Below are 16,014 nucleotides of genomic sequence, written 5' to 3'. Positions count from 1 at the left end.
TCAACCCCGGGGCGGCGCTTGCATCAGCGCGTGCGGCGGATCCAGTAGCTCGAGCTGCTGTTGACGTGCAGCGCGGGCTTGTATGGTGAGAACGCAGCCTGGAACGCGTCGCGATGGTCCTGCATGATGAAGCTCATCGCGAGCAGCGTCTCGTAGGACGAATTGAGGCTGAGGAAGGCCTGAAGCAGGTAGCTCTCGGTCCAGAGCATCCGGAAGGCCGGGTTGGTATAATAGACTTCGTGATATTCGAACGGCATCGGAATATCGTGGAAGTGCACGATGACGCCCGGTGCCAGGCGTGGCAGCACGTCCAGGATCATGAAGTTGACGTCGCCACCGATGCGGACCGTATGGCCGCTATCGACGAACAGGACGTCGTTTTCCTGCAAGGTCTCGAATAGGGCGAGATCGGCCATCTCGACGCGTTCGATTTCGAAATGATCGATCCCCGGAACGGCGCGCGTCTCATCCGAGGGATAGGGATCGATGACGGTATAGGTGCAAGCTTGGCCTTCGGCCCGATTGCGGTTGAGGGCACCAGCGATGACGCGGGTCGAGTTGCCGGAACCGACCTCGATCACCCGCTTCGGCTTGTAGCGGCGCAGGATGCAGTGGAGGCTGGCGGCGCAGCCGAAGCTGAAGCCGGAATTGTTGGTGTGGAACTCGTTGGGTGAACGCTGGTCATGCGGCCAGTCGCATTCCGCGCCATAGGTCTGGCCGAGCTCGGCAAGGTAGGCGAGCTGCCGTTCCGGCTGGAAATCAATGCCGGCCAACGGGCTGCGGCGCGCGAAGACGCCTCTTGCCTGAAGATCGGGGATATCAGGTACCGGCGAGTAGAAGTGCACGGGCAGGGGCAGGGCGCCCTCGGCCAGGCAGGTGTCGGTCCCCTCGCCGGTTCTGGCCATATAGGCGACCTTGCGTGCCAGGCCGCGGTTGAGCAGAGCGACCGTGCTACGCTCGGCGAACTGCTTGGTGCGGCGGGAGAGCGCCCTTGCAATATGTTGCGGGGTCCAGCGGCGTCCGGTCATGTGGATTCTCGTGAAAGAAGTGTCTGATAGAGCGTGCCGAGACGGTCGGCAATGAGATCATGCGCGAACCGGTCGAGCGCGGACTTCCGCAACGTTGCGGGTTCAAAGGCGCGATGACGGTTGGCCATGTCGATAAACCCGGCGGTGAGACCGGCCTGGTCGTTGCTGGTAAGAATTCCGAGTGCTGTTGAATCGATGATCGATTCAGGCCCCCCGCACCGCGTCGATAGTACGGGACGGCCCGATACAAGTGCTTCGAGGGTTGCCAGGCTGAACGTCTCGGCCTTGCTCGACACCACCACGAAATCGGCCTCGCCCAGTGCCGCGTTGATGCCTTGCCGATCGAGGGGGCCGAGCCATTCGATCGGCTCTGACAAGCCGAGTTCCCCGGCATATCGGCGCAATTCCGCGCCGAGCGGGCCATCGCCTGCAAGGCGCAGGTGCAGACGCGAATCCCGCCGGTAAGCGGCGGCGAAAGCCTCCAGCAGCATGTGCGGCTGTTTGACGGGAACGAGACTGCCGATCCAGAGCGCGATGATCCTGCCGTCGGTCGCGCGGGGCGCATGGCATGGCATGGCATCTCCGGAGATCCCGTTGCCGATGATTGCGATATCGCGGCTGGCGGCTTGGGGCAGGGATGTCTTGATCTGCTCGCCAAGGAAATCGGAGACCGCGATCAGTTGATCGGCTCGACGAAGCGCGCGTAGCGTGCACCGCCGCTTCACGGGATTGTCGATCTGCGTCGAGAACGGTCCGCTATGTTCTGTCAGGACGACCGGTACGTTGAAGGCATCGCCGATCAAGCTGGCAGCGTGTCCGTCGAGGAAGCTGGTATGCGCATGCACCAGATCGAACGGGAATTCTTGCCGGATGGCTGAGGCCGCGCGCAGAGCGGCGCGGCCGTAGGCCGGGCCAGCCAGAAGCTGCCAGAGCCGGTGCGGAACGCGATACTGGAAGCTGGCGGATGGGATGCCTGCGATCGGCGCCGGTATCCAGTCCGCCTTGAATTCCGGCTGCCGCAGCGGCATGCCCAGGCTGAAGCCCCAGAGGGCGCGAGCATCGATGCCGCGCGCTCGCAAGGCTGCCACTTGCTCGACCACGAAGATGCCGCTCCACGGTTCCGCTGGACGAGGAAACAGATAGGACAGCACCAGAACGCGCACGGCGCATCAGCCCATGTGATGGCCGAGCACGATCCTCAGCACGACATCGCTGACCCGCTCCGCGAGATATTCCGGAGGCGGTGTCCAGTTGGTCTGGCCGCTGATGACGAGGTCGACCGCGCGCAGGATCGTGTCGGGATCGGAGCCGGCGATGATGTTGCTGCCGCTCTCCAGCGTCTCCTGCCGCTCGGTCGTATCGCGCAGGGTGACGTTCGGCGTGCCGAACAGGCAGCTTTCTTCCTGCACCGTTCCGCTATCGGTCAGCACGCAGAAGGCGTGGCGCTGCAGCGTGATGAAGTCCGGGAAGCCGAAGGGTTCGACGAAGCGGATCCGAGGGTTGGTGGCGGCGCGATGGTTCAGGCCGGCCAGTTTCTGCCGCGTCCTGGGATGCGTGCTGACGAGGATCGTCTTGCCGAACCGCTTCTCGATCATGTCCAGAGCGGTGAGAAAGCGCTCGAGCCGGTCCGGCTCATCGACATTCTCGGCCCGATGCAGCGTCACGAGCATGAACTGCTGCGGCTCGACCTCGGCTCGGGCGAAGGCGTCGGCCCGGTCTGTCGGAACATGACGCTCGATCACTTCCCGGATGGGATTTCCGGTCACGAAGATGCGCGACGGCGGAATGCCCTCACGGAGCAGGTTGTGCCGGCTACGATCAGTATAGGGCAGCAGAATATCGGACGAGTGATCGATCACCCGGCGATTGACCTCCTCCGGCACCCGGTCATCGAAGCAGCGGTTACCCGCTTCCATATGATACACCTTGATGCCCATGCGCTTGGCGATCAAGGCCGTGAGCGCACTGTTGGTATCGCCGAGAAGGAGCAGCCGATCCGGCCGTTCCTTGGCGAATAGTTCCGCCGAGCGCGCGAGAATCTGGCCGATCTGGTCGCCGAAATGCGCGGACTGGATCGCCATGTGGTGATCGGGCTCGCGCAAGCCGAGCTCCTCGAAGAAGAGCTCGCTCAGGCTTCGGTCGAAGTTCTGGCCGGTGTGGACGAGAACGTGGTCGCAGGCCGCATCCAGCTTCGGAATGATACAGGAGAGCCGGATGATCTCCGGCCTCGTCCCGAGGATCGTGACGATCTTCACCGGAGCAGCTCTCCCTGCTCGCCCGCGACGTCTTCAAGCATCAGGCGCCGGCGAACGAGCATCGCCTTGACCTCTTCCTTGGATACGACCGGTGAACCGGAGCTGTATTCGTCGTCGAGCACGATCGGCCCCGAGTCGACCGCGATCTCGGGCAGCAGCGGCGCGATCGCGTAGAAATCCCCGTTGTTGCGCGTGCGGAAGGCTTCCTCGCGGGAGACCAGTACCTCATGCAACTTCTCGCCCGGGCGGATGCCGGTGACGTTGATCGGGATGTCCCGGCCATCGATCAGAGCCTCCGCGAGATCGGCGATGTTCGCCGACATCACGCGGGGCACAAAGATCTCGCCACGACGCCCGTTCTTGACCGCTGCAAAGATGGTGTCGACGGCCTCGTCCAGCGAGAGGAGGAAACGGGTCATCCGGCGGTCGGTCAGCGTCACAGGGCCGCCCGCGCGGATCTGGTGATGGAACAGTGGTATCACCGAGCCGCGCGAAGCCAGGACATTGCCATATCTGACGACGATGAAGCGGGTGTTGGGGCGGTCGAGATTGGCGCGGATCAGCAGGCGCTCCTGCAACGCCTTGGTCATGCCCATGACATTGACCGGGTTGACCGCCTTGTCGGTCGAGATACCGACCACCGTCTCGATCGGCAGATCCCGTTCGCGGATGGCGCGGACGATGTTCTGCGCCCCGATCAGATTGGTCTGGATCGCCTCGAACGGGAAATACTCGCAGGCCGGAACCTGCTTGAGGGCCGCGGCATGGAAAACGATGTCAGCGCCGCTCAAAGCACTGGCGACCGATGCGTAATCGCGAACGTCGCCGATCTGGAATTCGAGCAGGCGTTCGAAGTTCGAATACGCGATCTCGTCGGTCGCGAACGCCTTGTGCAGGTATTGCGTGCGGATGTCGTGCTGCTTCGCTTCGTCGCGCGAGAACACGACGACCTTCGACGGCTTGCCGAACTCATTCGACATGATGCGGCGCAGCAGGGTTTTGCCCAGGGATCCCGTACCACCGGTGATAACCACGCGTTTGTCGGTAAGCATGTCGGTCCTTCTCAGCTCAGCGCGCACTGGCACTGTAGAATGGCGCCTCGGCGGCGAGATCGGCGATCATTTGCGGCCAGGACGGAAGCGCAAGCCCGGTTTCTTGGGCGAAGCGGGAACCGTCGAGGCGGCGATCGCAGTGGAAGTCGTCGTCCGGCGCAATGTCGATCGTCAGACCCATCGCATCGCGAACGAGCTTGAGCAGCTCGTATTTGTTGATCGGCTGCGCGGCAACCTGCCAAAGCCCCTCCAGCTCCGGTTTGGTGCGCAGGATGGCTGTGACGAGGTTGGAGGCGGCTCCGGTGGTCATGCCGCTGTAGAGCGCGCCTCGAAAGCCTTTCACCCGGCCGCCGTTCTGGCTGATGAACCAGTCGACCAGGCTATGGCGTCCGCGCAGTTCCCGACCAATGATCGAGCTCCGGAGGGTCAGGCAGCCGGGCGCGGTTACCTCGCCGAGGAGTTTCGAGCGACCATAGACGTCGGTTGCATCCGGGGTATCGGTTTCTTGATACGGCCCCTTCTTGCCGGAGAAGACGCAGTCGGTGCTGAAGGTGATGAGTCGGGCGCCGGCCCGTCCCGCTGCCTCTGCAAGCTGGTGCGGAAATAGCGCATTCAGCCGGATGGCGGGAACGGCTGACTTGCCGTCGGCGACCTGCTTGATCGCGCCGACCGCATTGATGACCAGTTCCGGGCGGGCCGTTTCGACCGCGTTTGCGACCGTACTGAAATCAAGCGCGTCGACACTGCCAAGCACCGTCGCGTTCGCGAAATGCGGCAGAGCGGCCCAGTCCGCAGCGTCGCCACGGACCGTTCCGGTGACGTTGAAGTCGGCAGACAATCCACGAACGAGGCGATGGCCCAGCATGCCACTCGCTCCGACGACGAGGATACGCTTCATACGGCAGATGTCTCCTGGCGGCCAAGGATGTTCTCATAGGCTGCTATGACCTGAGAGCCGATCTGCGTCGAGTCCAGCCGCGCTAAGGCCGTATCCCGGTTGATGATCGCAGCTTGGTCTATAAGTGCATCATCGGTAACGGCCAACCTAATCTTCTCGGCAACATGATCGCTGTCGTCCGCGTTGACCAGAAACGCTGATCGGCCATCCTCGACCCATTCATCCGCACAGGCACTGTCGGATTGTATGGGGAAGGAACCCATCACCATCGCTTCCGTCATCGAAGTGCAGATCGCGTCCGAGATGCTGAGCGAGATCGACAATCTTGACTGGCCGTGAAGGCGCAAGATGTCGTCATGCGTGACGTGCCCCAGCAACTCGATATTCAACCCTGAGCGCAAGGCCATCAACTGCGCTGGAATCTCGACGACGTCGGTCGGGAAGGGTGAATAGACAACGATCTTGTAGTCCTTGAGAAGCGGAGCTGTCCGTTCCAGGGCACGTAGTGCGACGAGTGAACGACCGAAGCTGTACTGATATCCCTTGACCGCGATGACCCGACGCGCGGACGGGGGACCTTCCTGGCACAGCGCGAAGCAATGGTCGAGATCGAAGCCGCCGGTATTCGGCAGCACTGGCATCACTTCGCCTCGGAAGCCCAGCTCCTGGGCGAGGACGACATCGCGAAAGCACTCGCAGCCATAGATGTCTGCGCCAGCCAGCACCGCGCGGATGCGATCCTGATGGTACGGCAGCTTGCCGAAGGCATAGATGTCACTTCCCCAGTTGGTCGCAATCCAGCGGGGGAAGCGCGGGCCGAAGCGGCGTTTCGTTTCTTCGACGAGATACCCCGCATGCTGGAATTCCAGCGAGTGGAGCAGATCCGGCTTGAGCCATTTGACGAGGGCGGCGAGCTGAGCTGCCTGGCCGAACCCGAAGCGCTCGGCCGTGAGTTTCGCGCGCAGCCCCAGGATTCGTCCGCGCCGGAACGGCCACAAGCCGCGCATGGTAACGCTCAGGTCGCTTTCCGGGGGGCGATATCCGCTCGCGACATTCCAGATCGTGACGTTCCGCATCTTGGGGTGCGGCTCGCAGTAATAGACCGGGAAGAGATGGACGTCCCAACCGCTCCTGGCGAGCAACGAGAGATAACGTGCCGTATGGACGCTATCCGCCATCGCGACGAATAGGAGGCGTGGCCGTTGCTTCATGCTCGGCTCCCGGATTGGCTGGATACGCAAGCAAGGGTTTGGGCAAAACGGGTTGCGGCCACCTCCGGGCTGAAATCCGCCTGAGCCCGAGCTTTGGCATTGGCGACCAGCTTCGCGACATGGTCCGGCTGCGTCAGCAAGCGCTGGATGGCCGCTGCCAGTGTTGCGGGGTCGCGCTCCGTCACGACCTCGGCGCAGTCGTGTTCGCGGCCGTACCAGGCGATGTAGCTGTCTGCGGGAGCATGGATCAGCAGTGGCCGGCCGCTGCTCAGATATTCCCCCATCTTGCCGGGCGCCGAAGTGCGGATGACGGCCTGGGCACTGGATTGGAAAGCGAGTGGCAGGAACAGGATATCGGCGTCGCGCTGCACGGCCGCCGAGGTCTTGTCGTCGACATGGCCGTGATGAACGAAGCGATCGAGCCCGTTGGCGGTCAGGGTCTCGGCCGGCGTTGCGGAATAGATGTCGAGCGTTGCCGTGCAATCGAGCAGGCCTAGGGCTTGGCCGAGCGTGACGAAGGCATCGAAATGCACATGGTAGATCGAGCCGGTGTAGACTATCTTTTTGGGGCCATCGCGCCGGACAGCCTCGCCCGATGGCGGGGATACATCGGACAGCCAGGGGTTGTTGATGACGACGAGCTTGTCGCCGAGCCCGTAGCGTTCCTGATATTCACGGCGCAGGAACTCGTTGGGAACGATGACCTTGGCCGCATTCGCGATGAAGCGGCGCTCGAGTGCTGCGGCCAACCGTCGTAGCCGGGGCTGAAACGCCCATTGCTCGACATAGTCGTCGAACATGTAGGGGATGAACGCGCAGCCGGTGCGCTTGCTGGCAAGCCAGGCTGCCGGCAGGTCCGCGATATCGCCCGAGCAGGCGATCGTTACGCCGCTCCGCCGCTCTCGGATCAGCTTGGCGATCTGTCCGGTGCGAAACCAAATCTCGGGCAGGGCGCCAAGCAGGCGTGCGTAGGGGGCGAGCGGGCGCCGGATGAGGATGCGGTTCAGCCAATCCAGTTTTCGCAGGTGAATGTAGTCGCCCAGTAGCCAAGGGCCATCCTGATCCGAGCGCGCTTGGCTCCGGTCATACGTCTCGACTGATGCCAGCGCGTAGGTTTCCGCTGGAAAGCCCTGGAGCAGCCGTTGAATGACGCGTGGCTGGCCGTATCGTGACGGCGGCAGGTAATGCGAGACGAGCAGAACTTTCATCATGGGCTTCGGCTTGATTGGGAGGTGTCAGGGCAGGGGCTGTGAATCGGAGGCGCAGGCGAGCCCCCAGTTTGCTTCAGTGTTGTGGCAAACAGTGCCCCCAGTATAGATGGGCGACCGTTGAACGCGGCTGACTTATCGAGATGGGCCACCTCTCTATCGTCCGATCGCATAAGACCCCTTCGCGTACATGTTTTGCCTATAGCAGGCCTGTCCATCGGCTGCCGCGATAGTTTGGCATTAGGATGGCGCTCTCCGCGTAAATCTACATATCGCGGGCGCGGACAGGCGAATCCTCATAGCTCGCCACAAGGATATCCTTGCCCGATGGAATGGTGTGAGCTGGTAGCTGGTGCGAACATGGCCGCCGCTGGCGACCGGGCGCGGAGTGCCTTCCGCGTGAGAAAACCTTTGATGCTCTTTGCCTTGACCGTCGCCTCTGGCGAAGGTCACATCGCGCCTTGCTTGTGTAATGCCTGCGTGTGCGTTTCGATCGGGCGGCGCATTTGTGCAAGCAGCTCCGCGTAATAGGTGCGGATCGGCTGTTCAAACTGCCGTCTATCCCCGAGATTGCGCACGAGCGACAGATTTCTCTGCGCCATTTGATCAAGCTGTTCGCCGCCATCCATGGCTTTCAGGATCGCGTCCCCGATCTCGTGAACGTAGAGGTTGCGTGCGAAGAAGACGTTCTCGGGCTCCGATACATGAGGCGTGATCGTTGGTAGCGGCGATACGATCGGTATGGCGCCCCCTGCCATCGCTTCGAGCAGCGTGTTCGGAATTCCATCCATGACCGATGGGGCCAGCACCACCCGCGCTTGGGTCATCAGTTCCAGGATTCGCTCCCGCGGCAGACGCGGGTGAACCTCGATCGATGCCTGCATCTCCGCAGGTAAGCTGTGGAACCAGGGTAGAGCGTCAGGATTGACGGCCGTGCAGACGACCCTGCAAGGCGCGAGGCGCGGCCAGACGATCTTTAGGGCCTCAAGGACCGGCAGTACCTTGCTTTGGAGGTGTTCGTAGGCCTTAGGCACGAACAGCAGGCGCTCTCTTTGCGAGGGAGGCACGGTGTGCCCAACCGCCAAGGCGTCTATATCGATCCCGCCGGTTCCGGGTACGCGACCGATCGACGAGCACTTTCCGACAGGCAGTCCGAGCCCTACTGCTGCGTCAAGGTTCTGATCGGTATCGGCGATAAAGGAATCGCAGGCCTGGAAAATAGCATGGAGCGTTTGCCGGCGGTCGTCGAGATGCCGGTTGACTTCGATATCCGGGCCGCCGCGCGCTTGAACAACCCAAAGAGGCTTGTCTGCGCCCAATCGGGATTGCACGCGCAGATAGGACTCTGACGCCGGGAATATGCCGAAGCTATGAACGACATTGGGGCGCCATTTGCGAAGGACACGATGCAGGGCCCACTCGGTGAGGCGGCCATTATAGAGGCCGTCGATTTCACGCAGCAGGGCCGAGATGAGCCAGTGATTGGTGAACAGCGGCCGGATGTTCGGAGAAAGCGGATACTGTGGCAGGGGCGAGTAGGTCGGCAGGTCGAAATCAGCAGGAATCACGCCGTTCACGCTGCCAAAGCAGCGTACATTGATCTCGGATCCGCGAAGGACGTTCATCCAGGATCGTGCATGGCTGCCGTGGACGTCGCCGACGAACAGGATGCGCCCCGCGCCCGGATATGGATCCGACCCGAATGGGTGTCTGCTGCTGACCATGTTCTGACGATGCCAACCTTTACGCAGCGCGAGTCTGCTCGCCGATCGCCGACGGAGCGGCTTTCAGCACATTCTGCCACCAGAGGCACAGTACCAGCAGCAGCCAAGGCCGCCCCCAGTGTAGTTGTCCGGCCAGAAATCTGTCGGCCACGCGCGCTGTCTCCGCGCTGTCGATCAGGTGGCTGAGACCGCTGGGAAGATGCCTGAGGTTGTCCTGCAAGCTCTCCAGCATCGGGCCCCGCAGCCATTTGTCGATCGGCATGGAGAAACCGCGCTTGGGTCTGCTCAAAAGCTCTCCGGGCAGATGCTTCCTGGCGATATCCTGGAGAATGCGCTTCGTTCCGAGAGCTACATAGCTGTCATCGCCGAGTGCGGAGTGCGTCGCCCCCAACTTGGCTGAATCGGGGAGCGAAAGTGCGATATCGGACAGGTCAGGGTCGAGAAACGGCACGCGGACCTCGATGGAATGCGCCATGGAAGTCGCATCGACATCTCGCAGCAGCTGGTTCTGGGTGTAGCCGGCAAGGCAAAGCCCTGAAACTCTGTTGAGCGCGGTATCATCCGCCAGGATGTCGGATCGGGTCAGGTCCGCGAGTTCCGCTGCCGCAAGCTCGTCCGGCGCTCGGCCGATCAGGCGCGCTGCGGCTTCCGGCTCGAAATGGCGGTACTGGGCCGCAAATGTGCGGAGGAACGCGCGGTCGTCTGTAAGGCTGCCTGTGCTGCCGGGCAGTAGGCGCCGAAGCCGCTGCGCCCACGACATGGCGGATCGCTCCTGGTTCGAGGCTTGAAAGCCTTGCATTGTGCGGAACCAAGGGTAGCCGGCGAAGAGCTCATCGCCGCCGGTCCCTGAAATCGCGACCTTTACGTCCTGTGCGGCAACCTCCGAAACGATCCAAGCGTTAAGGCCATCGACAGAGGGTTGGTCCAAGGCGCCTGCAAAGGAATTGAGCAACCGGGCGACACGCTCAGGAGCGACGCTGACCCGGGTGTGATGTGTCGAGAGGTGCCGTGCCACGACGAGAGCGTCTTCGGTTTCGTCCAGATCGGCGCCGTCATCACCGAAGCCGACCGAAAAGGTTCGAATGGGGTCCGCCTTGGCTTTGGCCATCAGCGCGACCAGCAGGCTGCTGTCCAGGCCGCCACTGAGGAAGGCTCCCACCGGTACATCGGCGACCATTTGCTCGCGGACGATGCGGTCGAGCTCGGCCTGCACGGCGTCAACCTGTTCCGGATAGCTCGCGGCAGCGATGTCGGCACGGCGCCCCGAGCCGGGCTCCCAGAAACGTCGGATCGTCCTGCCATCACTCGACAATCGCAGGAGGTGTCCGGGCATCAGCATCTCAACGCCGGCCAGCATCGTCGCCGGTTGGCATACCGCTCCGCGCATTAACAATTGCCTGACGGCGTCGGGGTTGAGGCGCGGCTCCGCGACCCCGGACGCGATCAGAGCCTTGATCTCGGACGCGAAAATCAAGCCGCTTCCGATCTTCGCATAGATGAGGGGTTTGATGCCGAGGTGGTCGCGCGCGAGCAGGAGGATGTCCCGCCCACTGCGCCGGTCGAGCAAAGCTATGGCGAACATGCCCCTCAGGTGCTCGACGAATCCTTCGCCGAATTCGAGATACAGATGCAGCACGACCTCTGTGTCGCTCTGGGATTTGAAGAGATGCCCCTTGAGCTCGAGCTCCTGCCGCAGATGGCGATGGTTGTAGATCTCGCCATTGAAGACCAGGACCACCTCGTCTGCCCCCCAGATCATCGGTTGATGACCTGCATTCGAGGTGTCGACGATGGCCAGCCGGGTCATGCCCAGCGTGCCGCCTGCATGTTCGAATACGCCGCGGTCGTCCGGGCCGCGATGGTGCATCGCCTCCACCATTGCCTGGATGGAGGCCGCTTCGACGCCAAACGATCCCGCGATGCCACACATGCTGCTCAGCCCCGGAATTCGGCGTAGAGGGTGTGCCCGGGCAGGGGAGGCAGCTCGGAAATGCCGCGACGCTCGAGGGCCTCCAGAAAGCGCTCGACCCTGTTCGACTTGAGCAACTGGTGTTTGACCAGGCCTGGAAGGCGACTGTTGCGGATCATGACCGGCAGATAGAAGCGCCAGATGTAGCGTGCGAGCGGTTCCCGGCGAATCCGCAGAAGCGAGAAGCCGAATTTCTGGCCAAATGCCTCCATCGATTTTGCGTTCCAGCGCGAAACGTGGTGCGGCGGGAGATCCGTCACCGAATTGGTGAAATGGCGGATCGGGCCGTCCGCATCGGGCGTCGACAGGATGAGCAACCCACCCGGGCGCAGTTGTTTTCGCAGGAGTTCGCCGAACGCCCACGGTTCATCCAGATGCTCAAGTACTTGCATGCATGTCACGGCATCGAAGCCTCCAGGCACCGCCATGTCATCCATGCTTCGCAGCGATTTCAGGCCGCTCGCGGCCAGCTCGGCCTCGGCTTCAGGGTTGAAGTCGAAACCGTAGGCTTCATAGGCGCCGCTGGCCGTCAGCTGGCGCAGAAAAGCTCCCCCGCCGCAGCCTGCGTCCAATACTGTCCGAGCTCCGGAAGCGGCGATGCTAGAAACGGCTTTGCGAAATTCCCAGCGATCTTGGGTGTAGTAGCTCGCGCCCTCTCCGGTGATGGCGGCATAGAAGGAGCCGGTCCCGGCCCGCGGGGGAAGAAACTGTCTGAACTCGCAAGTGGGGCAGCGATGCAGGACGATGTCCTCGTCAAGGCAGGTCTCGTAATCCTGCCAGACTGCTTCCGGGAACAGGAGTGCGCCCTGTACTTCCCAATCGAGCAGGTTTTTCCGCAACGTGACCGTCTGGCCGGCAGGCCGAAATCCGACCTGGCCGCAATTGGGGCATCCGAGACTGCTGGCGTTCATGACACCCTTGAGGTAACGAGACCCGTTCTGATCGTGGGTAGCTGGAGAATGCGGCGTGGGCCTAAACGCGGAAATGGTTCGCATCCTGGTGGAGTTGCGACCGCAACTCGGCGTCGGCGGTCTTAGCGTGATCGAGCTGGGCGCTCAAGACCTCTGTGCAGCTCCAGAAGCCGTCGACCACGTTCTGGTACAAGGCGGTGTCGGGGCCGCGCCGGAGGCCATCACAACGGCCCGGGCTCTGTACGAACGTCTCGGCTATTCCCGTTATGAGTGCATCGACGCGACCGATCTACATGGGGCGCGGATATTCGACCTGAATCGCAACATCGCGCAGGAATATGGCTTCACGGATCGGTTCGATGTCGTGACGAACCTTGGAACGGCCGAGCATTGTTTCAATCAGTTCGAGGTCTTCCGCAACATGCATGAGATGTGCAAGGTCGGAGGATTCATCATTCACGCTGCCCCGAGCGCGGGAAATGTCAATCACGGGTTCTTCAACTATCATCCTAGATTTTTTGCGGATCTTGCAGCGGCAAATAAATATCGGATCGTTAGGTTAGCGTTTACCGTCGATTACCAACCCAATCTTATTGAATACTCCCTTGAGCGGTTCAAGCGATACGATAATCGTGACCTGCTTTTTTATGCTGTTCTGCAGCGTGTGTCGGACGACGCCTTCCAGACACCGTTCGACGGCATGTTCGCATCGGAGAACGCGCTGCAGAGCTATGCCGGCCCGACGGGTGATCCGCTGACCACTGCGTTCGCGCCTTATCTCAAGGGAGGCGACTGGAGCGGCACGCGCGGCCATGCCGTCCTCCCTTGGTGGAGACGCGGTCGGGCCGGCCGTTTGCTTGCAGGCTTGTCCGGGCGCTGAACGTCGTCAGCGGTCCGGCAGCGCCGAAACCGTCCAGGCCAGGCCATGATGGCCGAACGAGAAAAGCTCGCGAAGGGCCAGTCCCGGATTGCGCTCTAGCCACTCACGCGTCGCGCGCTGCTGCCCGAATTCGGGCAAGTTACGGAACACCCTCCAATCGTCGAAGAGAAGGATGGACCCGACGGACAGGCGCGGAGCCAGGAAATCGAGAACGGGGACCGTCGATTCGTAGAAGTCGCAGTCGATCCAGGCGGCCGCCACTTTTTCCAGTCCGAGCTTGGTCGCCGTCTCCGGCGTCAATGTCTTGTCGAACCACCCTTCAATGAAATCGATCCGGCTCATATCGGCGCCCGAGGCCGCAACGCGCCGGCGGACATTCTCGACCGAAACCGCGAATTGGCCTTCGTGAAAGTTGCTGCTGTAGCCGTCGACATTGTCGATGCCGGTGGGGGCCGGCAGGCCCTCGAAGCTATCGAAAGCGAAATAACGCATCTGCGGCAAGGCGGGTGCGAGAAGCCTCGCCGCGTACTGGAACGTGTCGCCTTTGTAGACGCCGAATTCGCAGTAGTCGCCGGGGACTTCCGCGCCCACGAGATAATCGCCCATTTCTTCGACCGCGGCCCAGCGCCGGTTGGTGACGCGCTGCTCGAGATAGGCGACCCGCGCGGCAAGCGCCTCGATTGCGCCGCGCTGATCGGGCCATACCTTCGAACGCCACCGGCGGATGCGGGACAGGATCATTCCGAAGCGCTCCATCTTATCGATCGATCCAGGCGTCGAACCGACATTGGTAGACCCCGGGGAAAATGGCTGTGTGCTGCGTGGTCGTCAGGTCCGGCTCGACCTGGAATGAGACGGCATGGAGAACGCCGTCGATGTCTTCGACATTGGTGCGGCCAAGCCAGAGGCCGATGGAATATTCGCCCGGCTTCAACCGCAAATCGCGCAGCGCAAAATTGACATGGGCGGACTGGTTCAGCGCCAGATCGAGCGGGCGGCCGGCGAGCAGCAGATTCGCGTCGATCAGGCGATAGCCGGTTGCGTCGTAGACGACGATGGCCGCGTTGAGGTGCTCGACCGCCTGGGAGGCCTCGATCTTCAGCCCGATCCTCAGGTCGTGACCGGTGATCAGGATATCGCTGGGATTACCGTCTCGGTCGAGCGGCGTCAGCGAAATTTCGGCAAAGCGCGCCTTGCCGGTTCCGAAATGCTGGACATCTGCAAGGTCGAAGGTGCCGAACCCGCTCAGAGAGGAGCTTAATGTGCGCTGGTATTCAGACAGCACCGCATCGACGCTGGCATCGCGGATGAGTTTGCCTTGCTCCAGGAAGATCGCCCGGTTGCAGATGGCCGCGATAGCCGGGAGGCTGTGGCTCACGAACAGGATCGTTCGGCCGGACTGCGCTTCATCTCCGATCTTCTGCTGGCATTTTCGTTGGAATGCCGCATCGCCGACTGCGAGCACCTCGTCGACCAGGAGGATCTCGTGGTCGAGATGGGCCGCCACCGCGAAGGCCAGGCGCATGTACATGCCGGACGAGTAATGCTTCACCGGCGTGTCGACGAAGCCCGGGATCTCGGCGAACGCGATGATCTCATCCAGCCGCTGGATGATCTCATGCCGCTTCATGCCGAGAATGGCGGCACTCAGAAAAATGTTCTCGCGGCCGCTCAGGTCGGGATTGAAACCAGTGCCGACTTCCAGCAGCGAGCCAACGCGCCCCTGGACCGTCACTTCGCCAGTGGTCGGTGCGGTGACGTTCGACAGGATTTTTAGCAGGGTGCTCTTGCCTGCGCCGTTGCGGCCGACGATGCCGACCATGTCGCCCTGCGCGATGTCAAAGTCGATGTCGCTCAAAGCCCAGAACGCGTCGCCCTGCATTCGGGTGTTGCCGGGCGTCGGTGCCGGCGGGGGCGCCGGTCGCAGAAACGAGGTGAGGGTCTTCAGCAGCGTGTCGTGGCGCTTTCCATGAGTGATGGTGTAGCGCTTGCCGAGGCCGCGCGCGGAGATGACGTTCTCACTCATGTCAGATCGCATCCGCGAACAAGCGCTCTTCGGCCCGCAAAAAGAGCAGGCCGGTCGGGATTGAGACGGCTACGAAGACAAACCATGTGACGAACATCGCTGGAGTGAGCGTCCCGGTGCCGAGAAGCAGATATCGGAAGGCTTCGATCGGGAACACCGCTGGATTCAGGATGTAGATATTCCAGAGGGTGGGGGGCACCAGACTGATCGGGTAGACGACGGGCGACCCGAACAAGCCGATCTGGAGCAGGAACGGGATGATGAACCGAACATCCCGGAACCGGACGTTGAGGGTTGCCAGCCAGAGACCGGGCCCGAGCGCGGTCAGAACAATTGCCAGGCCCAGGAAAGGCAGGAGCAGGGCGGTCGGCTTCGGGACGATGCCATACAGCATCATCATCACGGCGAGGACGACTAGGGCGATCAGAAAATCGACGAAAGGCGTAAGTGCGGCGCTGAACACCATCACGCTTCGGGGGAAATAAACCTTGGTCATCAGCGCCGAATTGGCGACGAGACTGGACGATGTGGAGCCGAGCGTGGATCCGATCAGAGTCCACGGCACGATGCCGGTAAGCACGAGCACCGCATAAGGCAGATCGTCGGAAGGAACGCGCGCGAGATAACCGAGCGTGATGGAAAACAGCGCCATCATCGCGACAGGCTGCAGGAACGCCCACAATACGCCGGCTGCGGTCTGCCTGTAGCGCACGGTCAGATCGCGCCAGCCGAACCAGATCAGCAATTCCCGGTGAGCCCACAACTCGGCCAGGCCCATGTCCAGGCTGTCGGGCTTGGCGGTGATCCGGCGCGTAACGTGTTTCATGGCAAAGCCCGCTCTGCGGCTTTCAA

At 62.1% G+C, this 16,014-nt stretch carries 14 protein-coding genes; 1 reads left to right on the top strand and 13 read right to left on the bottom strand.

Features of this window, described 5'->3' with window-relative positions; translation table 11 throughout:
• Positions 1-23: 23 nt before the first annotated feature.
• The 10 genes from AC6RIC_RS24305 to AC6RIC_RS24260 all read right to left on the bottom strand — a co-directional run bounded on the left by AC6RIC_RS24305 (position 24) and on the right by AC6RIC_RS24260 (position 12,256).
• Positions 24-1,028, bottom strand: a complete 1,005-nt coding sequence (locus AC6RIC_RS24305) for a class I SAM-dependent methyltransferase (protein ID WP_499734268.1) — start codon at positions 1,026-1,028, stop codon at positions 24-26.
• Entirely contained in the window at positions 1,025-2,191 is a 1,167-nt protein-coding gene (locus tag AC6RIC_RS24300) for a glycosyltransferase (RefSeq protein WP_499734267.1), read from the bottom strand. Before AC6RIC_RS24300 ends, AC6RIC_RS24305 begins: the two co-directional genes overlap by 4 nt.
• A gap of 6 nt (positions 2,192-2,197) precedes the next feature.
• Positions 2,198-3,283 (bottom strand): non-hydrolyzing UDP-N-acetylglucosamine 2-epimerase, encoded by a 1,086-nt coding sequence (wecB, locus tag AC6RIC_RS24295; RefSeq protein WP_499734266.1) that lies wholly within the window; start codon positions 3,281-3,283, stop codon positions 2,198-2,200.
• Positions 3,280-4,362 (bottom strand): polysaccharide biosynthesis protein, encoded by a 1,083-nt coding sequence (locus AC6RIC_RS24290; RefSeq protein ID WP_499734265.1) that lies wholly within the window; start codon positions 4,360-4,362, stop codon positions 3,280-3,282. Before AC6RIC_RS24290 ends, wecB begins: the two co-directional genes overlap by 4 nt.
• Entirely contained in the window at positions 4,352-5,233 is an 882-nt protein-coding gene (locus tag AC6RIC_RS24285; protein ID WP_499734264.1) for a dTDP-4-dehydrorhamnose reductase family protein, read from the bottom strand. The genes AC6RIC_RS24290 and AC6RIC_RS24285 overlap by 11 nt, the downstream gene beginning before the upstream one ends.
• Positions 5,230-6,444: a glycosyltransferase gene (locus AC6RIC_RS24280; RefSeq protein WP_499734263.1), complete on the bottom strand. Its 1,215-nt coding sequence runs from the start codon at positions 6,442-6,444 to the stop codon at positions 5,230-5,232. The genes AC6RIC_RS24285 and AC6RIC_RS24280 overlap by 4 nt, the downstream gene beginning before the upstream one ends.
• The gene (locus AC6RIC_RS24275) at positions 6,441-7,655 is read right to left on the bottom strand and encodes a glycosyltransferase (protein ID WP_499734262.1); all 1,215 of its coding nucleotides are present in this window, start codon (positions 7,653-7,655) and stop codon (positions 6,441-6,443) included. The genes AC6RIC_RS24280 and AC6RIC_RS24275 overlap by 4 nt, the downstream gene beginning before the upstream one ends.
• Before the next feature lie 446 nt (positions 7,656-8,101).
• Complete coding sequence (locus AC6RIC_RS24270) at positions 8,102-9,376, bottom strand: glycosyltransferase family 4 protein (RefSeq protein ID WP_499734261.1); 1,275 nt, start codon at positions 9,374-9,376, stop codon at positions 8,102-8,104.
• A gap of 19 nt (positions 9,377-9,395) precedes the next feature.
• Positions 9,396-11,306: an asparagine synthase (glutamine-hydrolyzing) gene (gene asnB, locus AC6RIC_RS24265; RefSeq protein WP_499734260.1), complete on the bottom strand. Its 1,911-nt coding sequence runs from the start codon at positions 11,304-11,306 to the stop codon at positions 9,396-9,398.
• Between the two features lie 5 nt (positions 11,307-11,311).
• Positions 11,312-12,256 carry a class I SAM-dependent methyltransferase gene (locus AC6RIC_RS24260; protein WP_499734259.1) on the bottom strand — a complete coding sequence of 315 codons (945 nt, stop codon included), beginning with the start codon at positions 12,254-12,256 and terminating at the stop codon, positions 11,312-11,314.
• A 55-nt stretch (positions 12,257-12,311) separates the two neighbouring features.
• On the opposite strand from AC6RIC_RS24260, the gene AC6RIC_RS24255 reads away from it, so the two are divergent.
• On the top strand, positions 12,312-13,136 hold the full coding sequence (locus tag AC6RIC_RS24255) for a class I SAM-dependent methyltransferase (protein ID WP_499734258.1): 825 nt from the start codon (positions 12,312-12,314) through the stop codon (positions 13,134-13,136).
• A gap of 6 nt (positions 13,137-13,142) precedes the next feature.
• On the opposite strand, the gene AC6RIC_RS24250 is transcribed toward AC6RIC_RS24255, so the two are convergent.
• From AC6RIC_RS24250 to AC6RIC_RS24240, 3 genes are read right to left on the bottom strand one after another with little or no spacing between them, the layout of a single operon-like run.
• A complete protein-coding gene (locus tag AC6RIC_RS24250; RefSeq protein ID WP_499734257.1) occupies positions 13,143-13,877 on the bottom strand; it encodes a TylF/MycF/NovP-related O-methyltransferase in 735 nt (244 codons plus the stop codon).
• A gap of 16 nt (positions 13,878-13,893) precedes the next feature.
• Positions 13,894-15,162, bottom strand: a complete 1,269-nt coding sequence (locus AC6RIC_RS24245) for an ABC transporter ATP-binding protein (RefSeq protein WP_499734256.1) — start codon at positions 15,160-15,162, stop codon at positions 13,894-13,896.
• 1 nt (position 15,163) lies between these two features.
• Positions 15,164-15,988 (bottom strand): ABC transporter permease, encoded by an 825-nt coding sequence (locus AC6RIC_RS24240; protein ID WP_499734255.1) that lies wholly within the window; start codon positions 15,986-15,988, stop codon positions 15,164-15,166.
• Positions 15,989-16,014: the final 26 nt, after the last annotated feature.

This window comes from Allobosea sp. TBD101, assembly GCF_059817965.1.
This window is presented reverse-complemented; position numbering and strand designations above follow the sequence as displayed.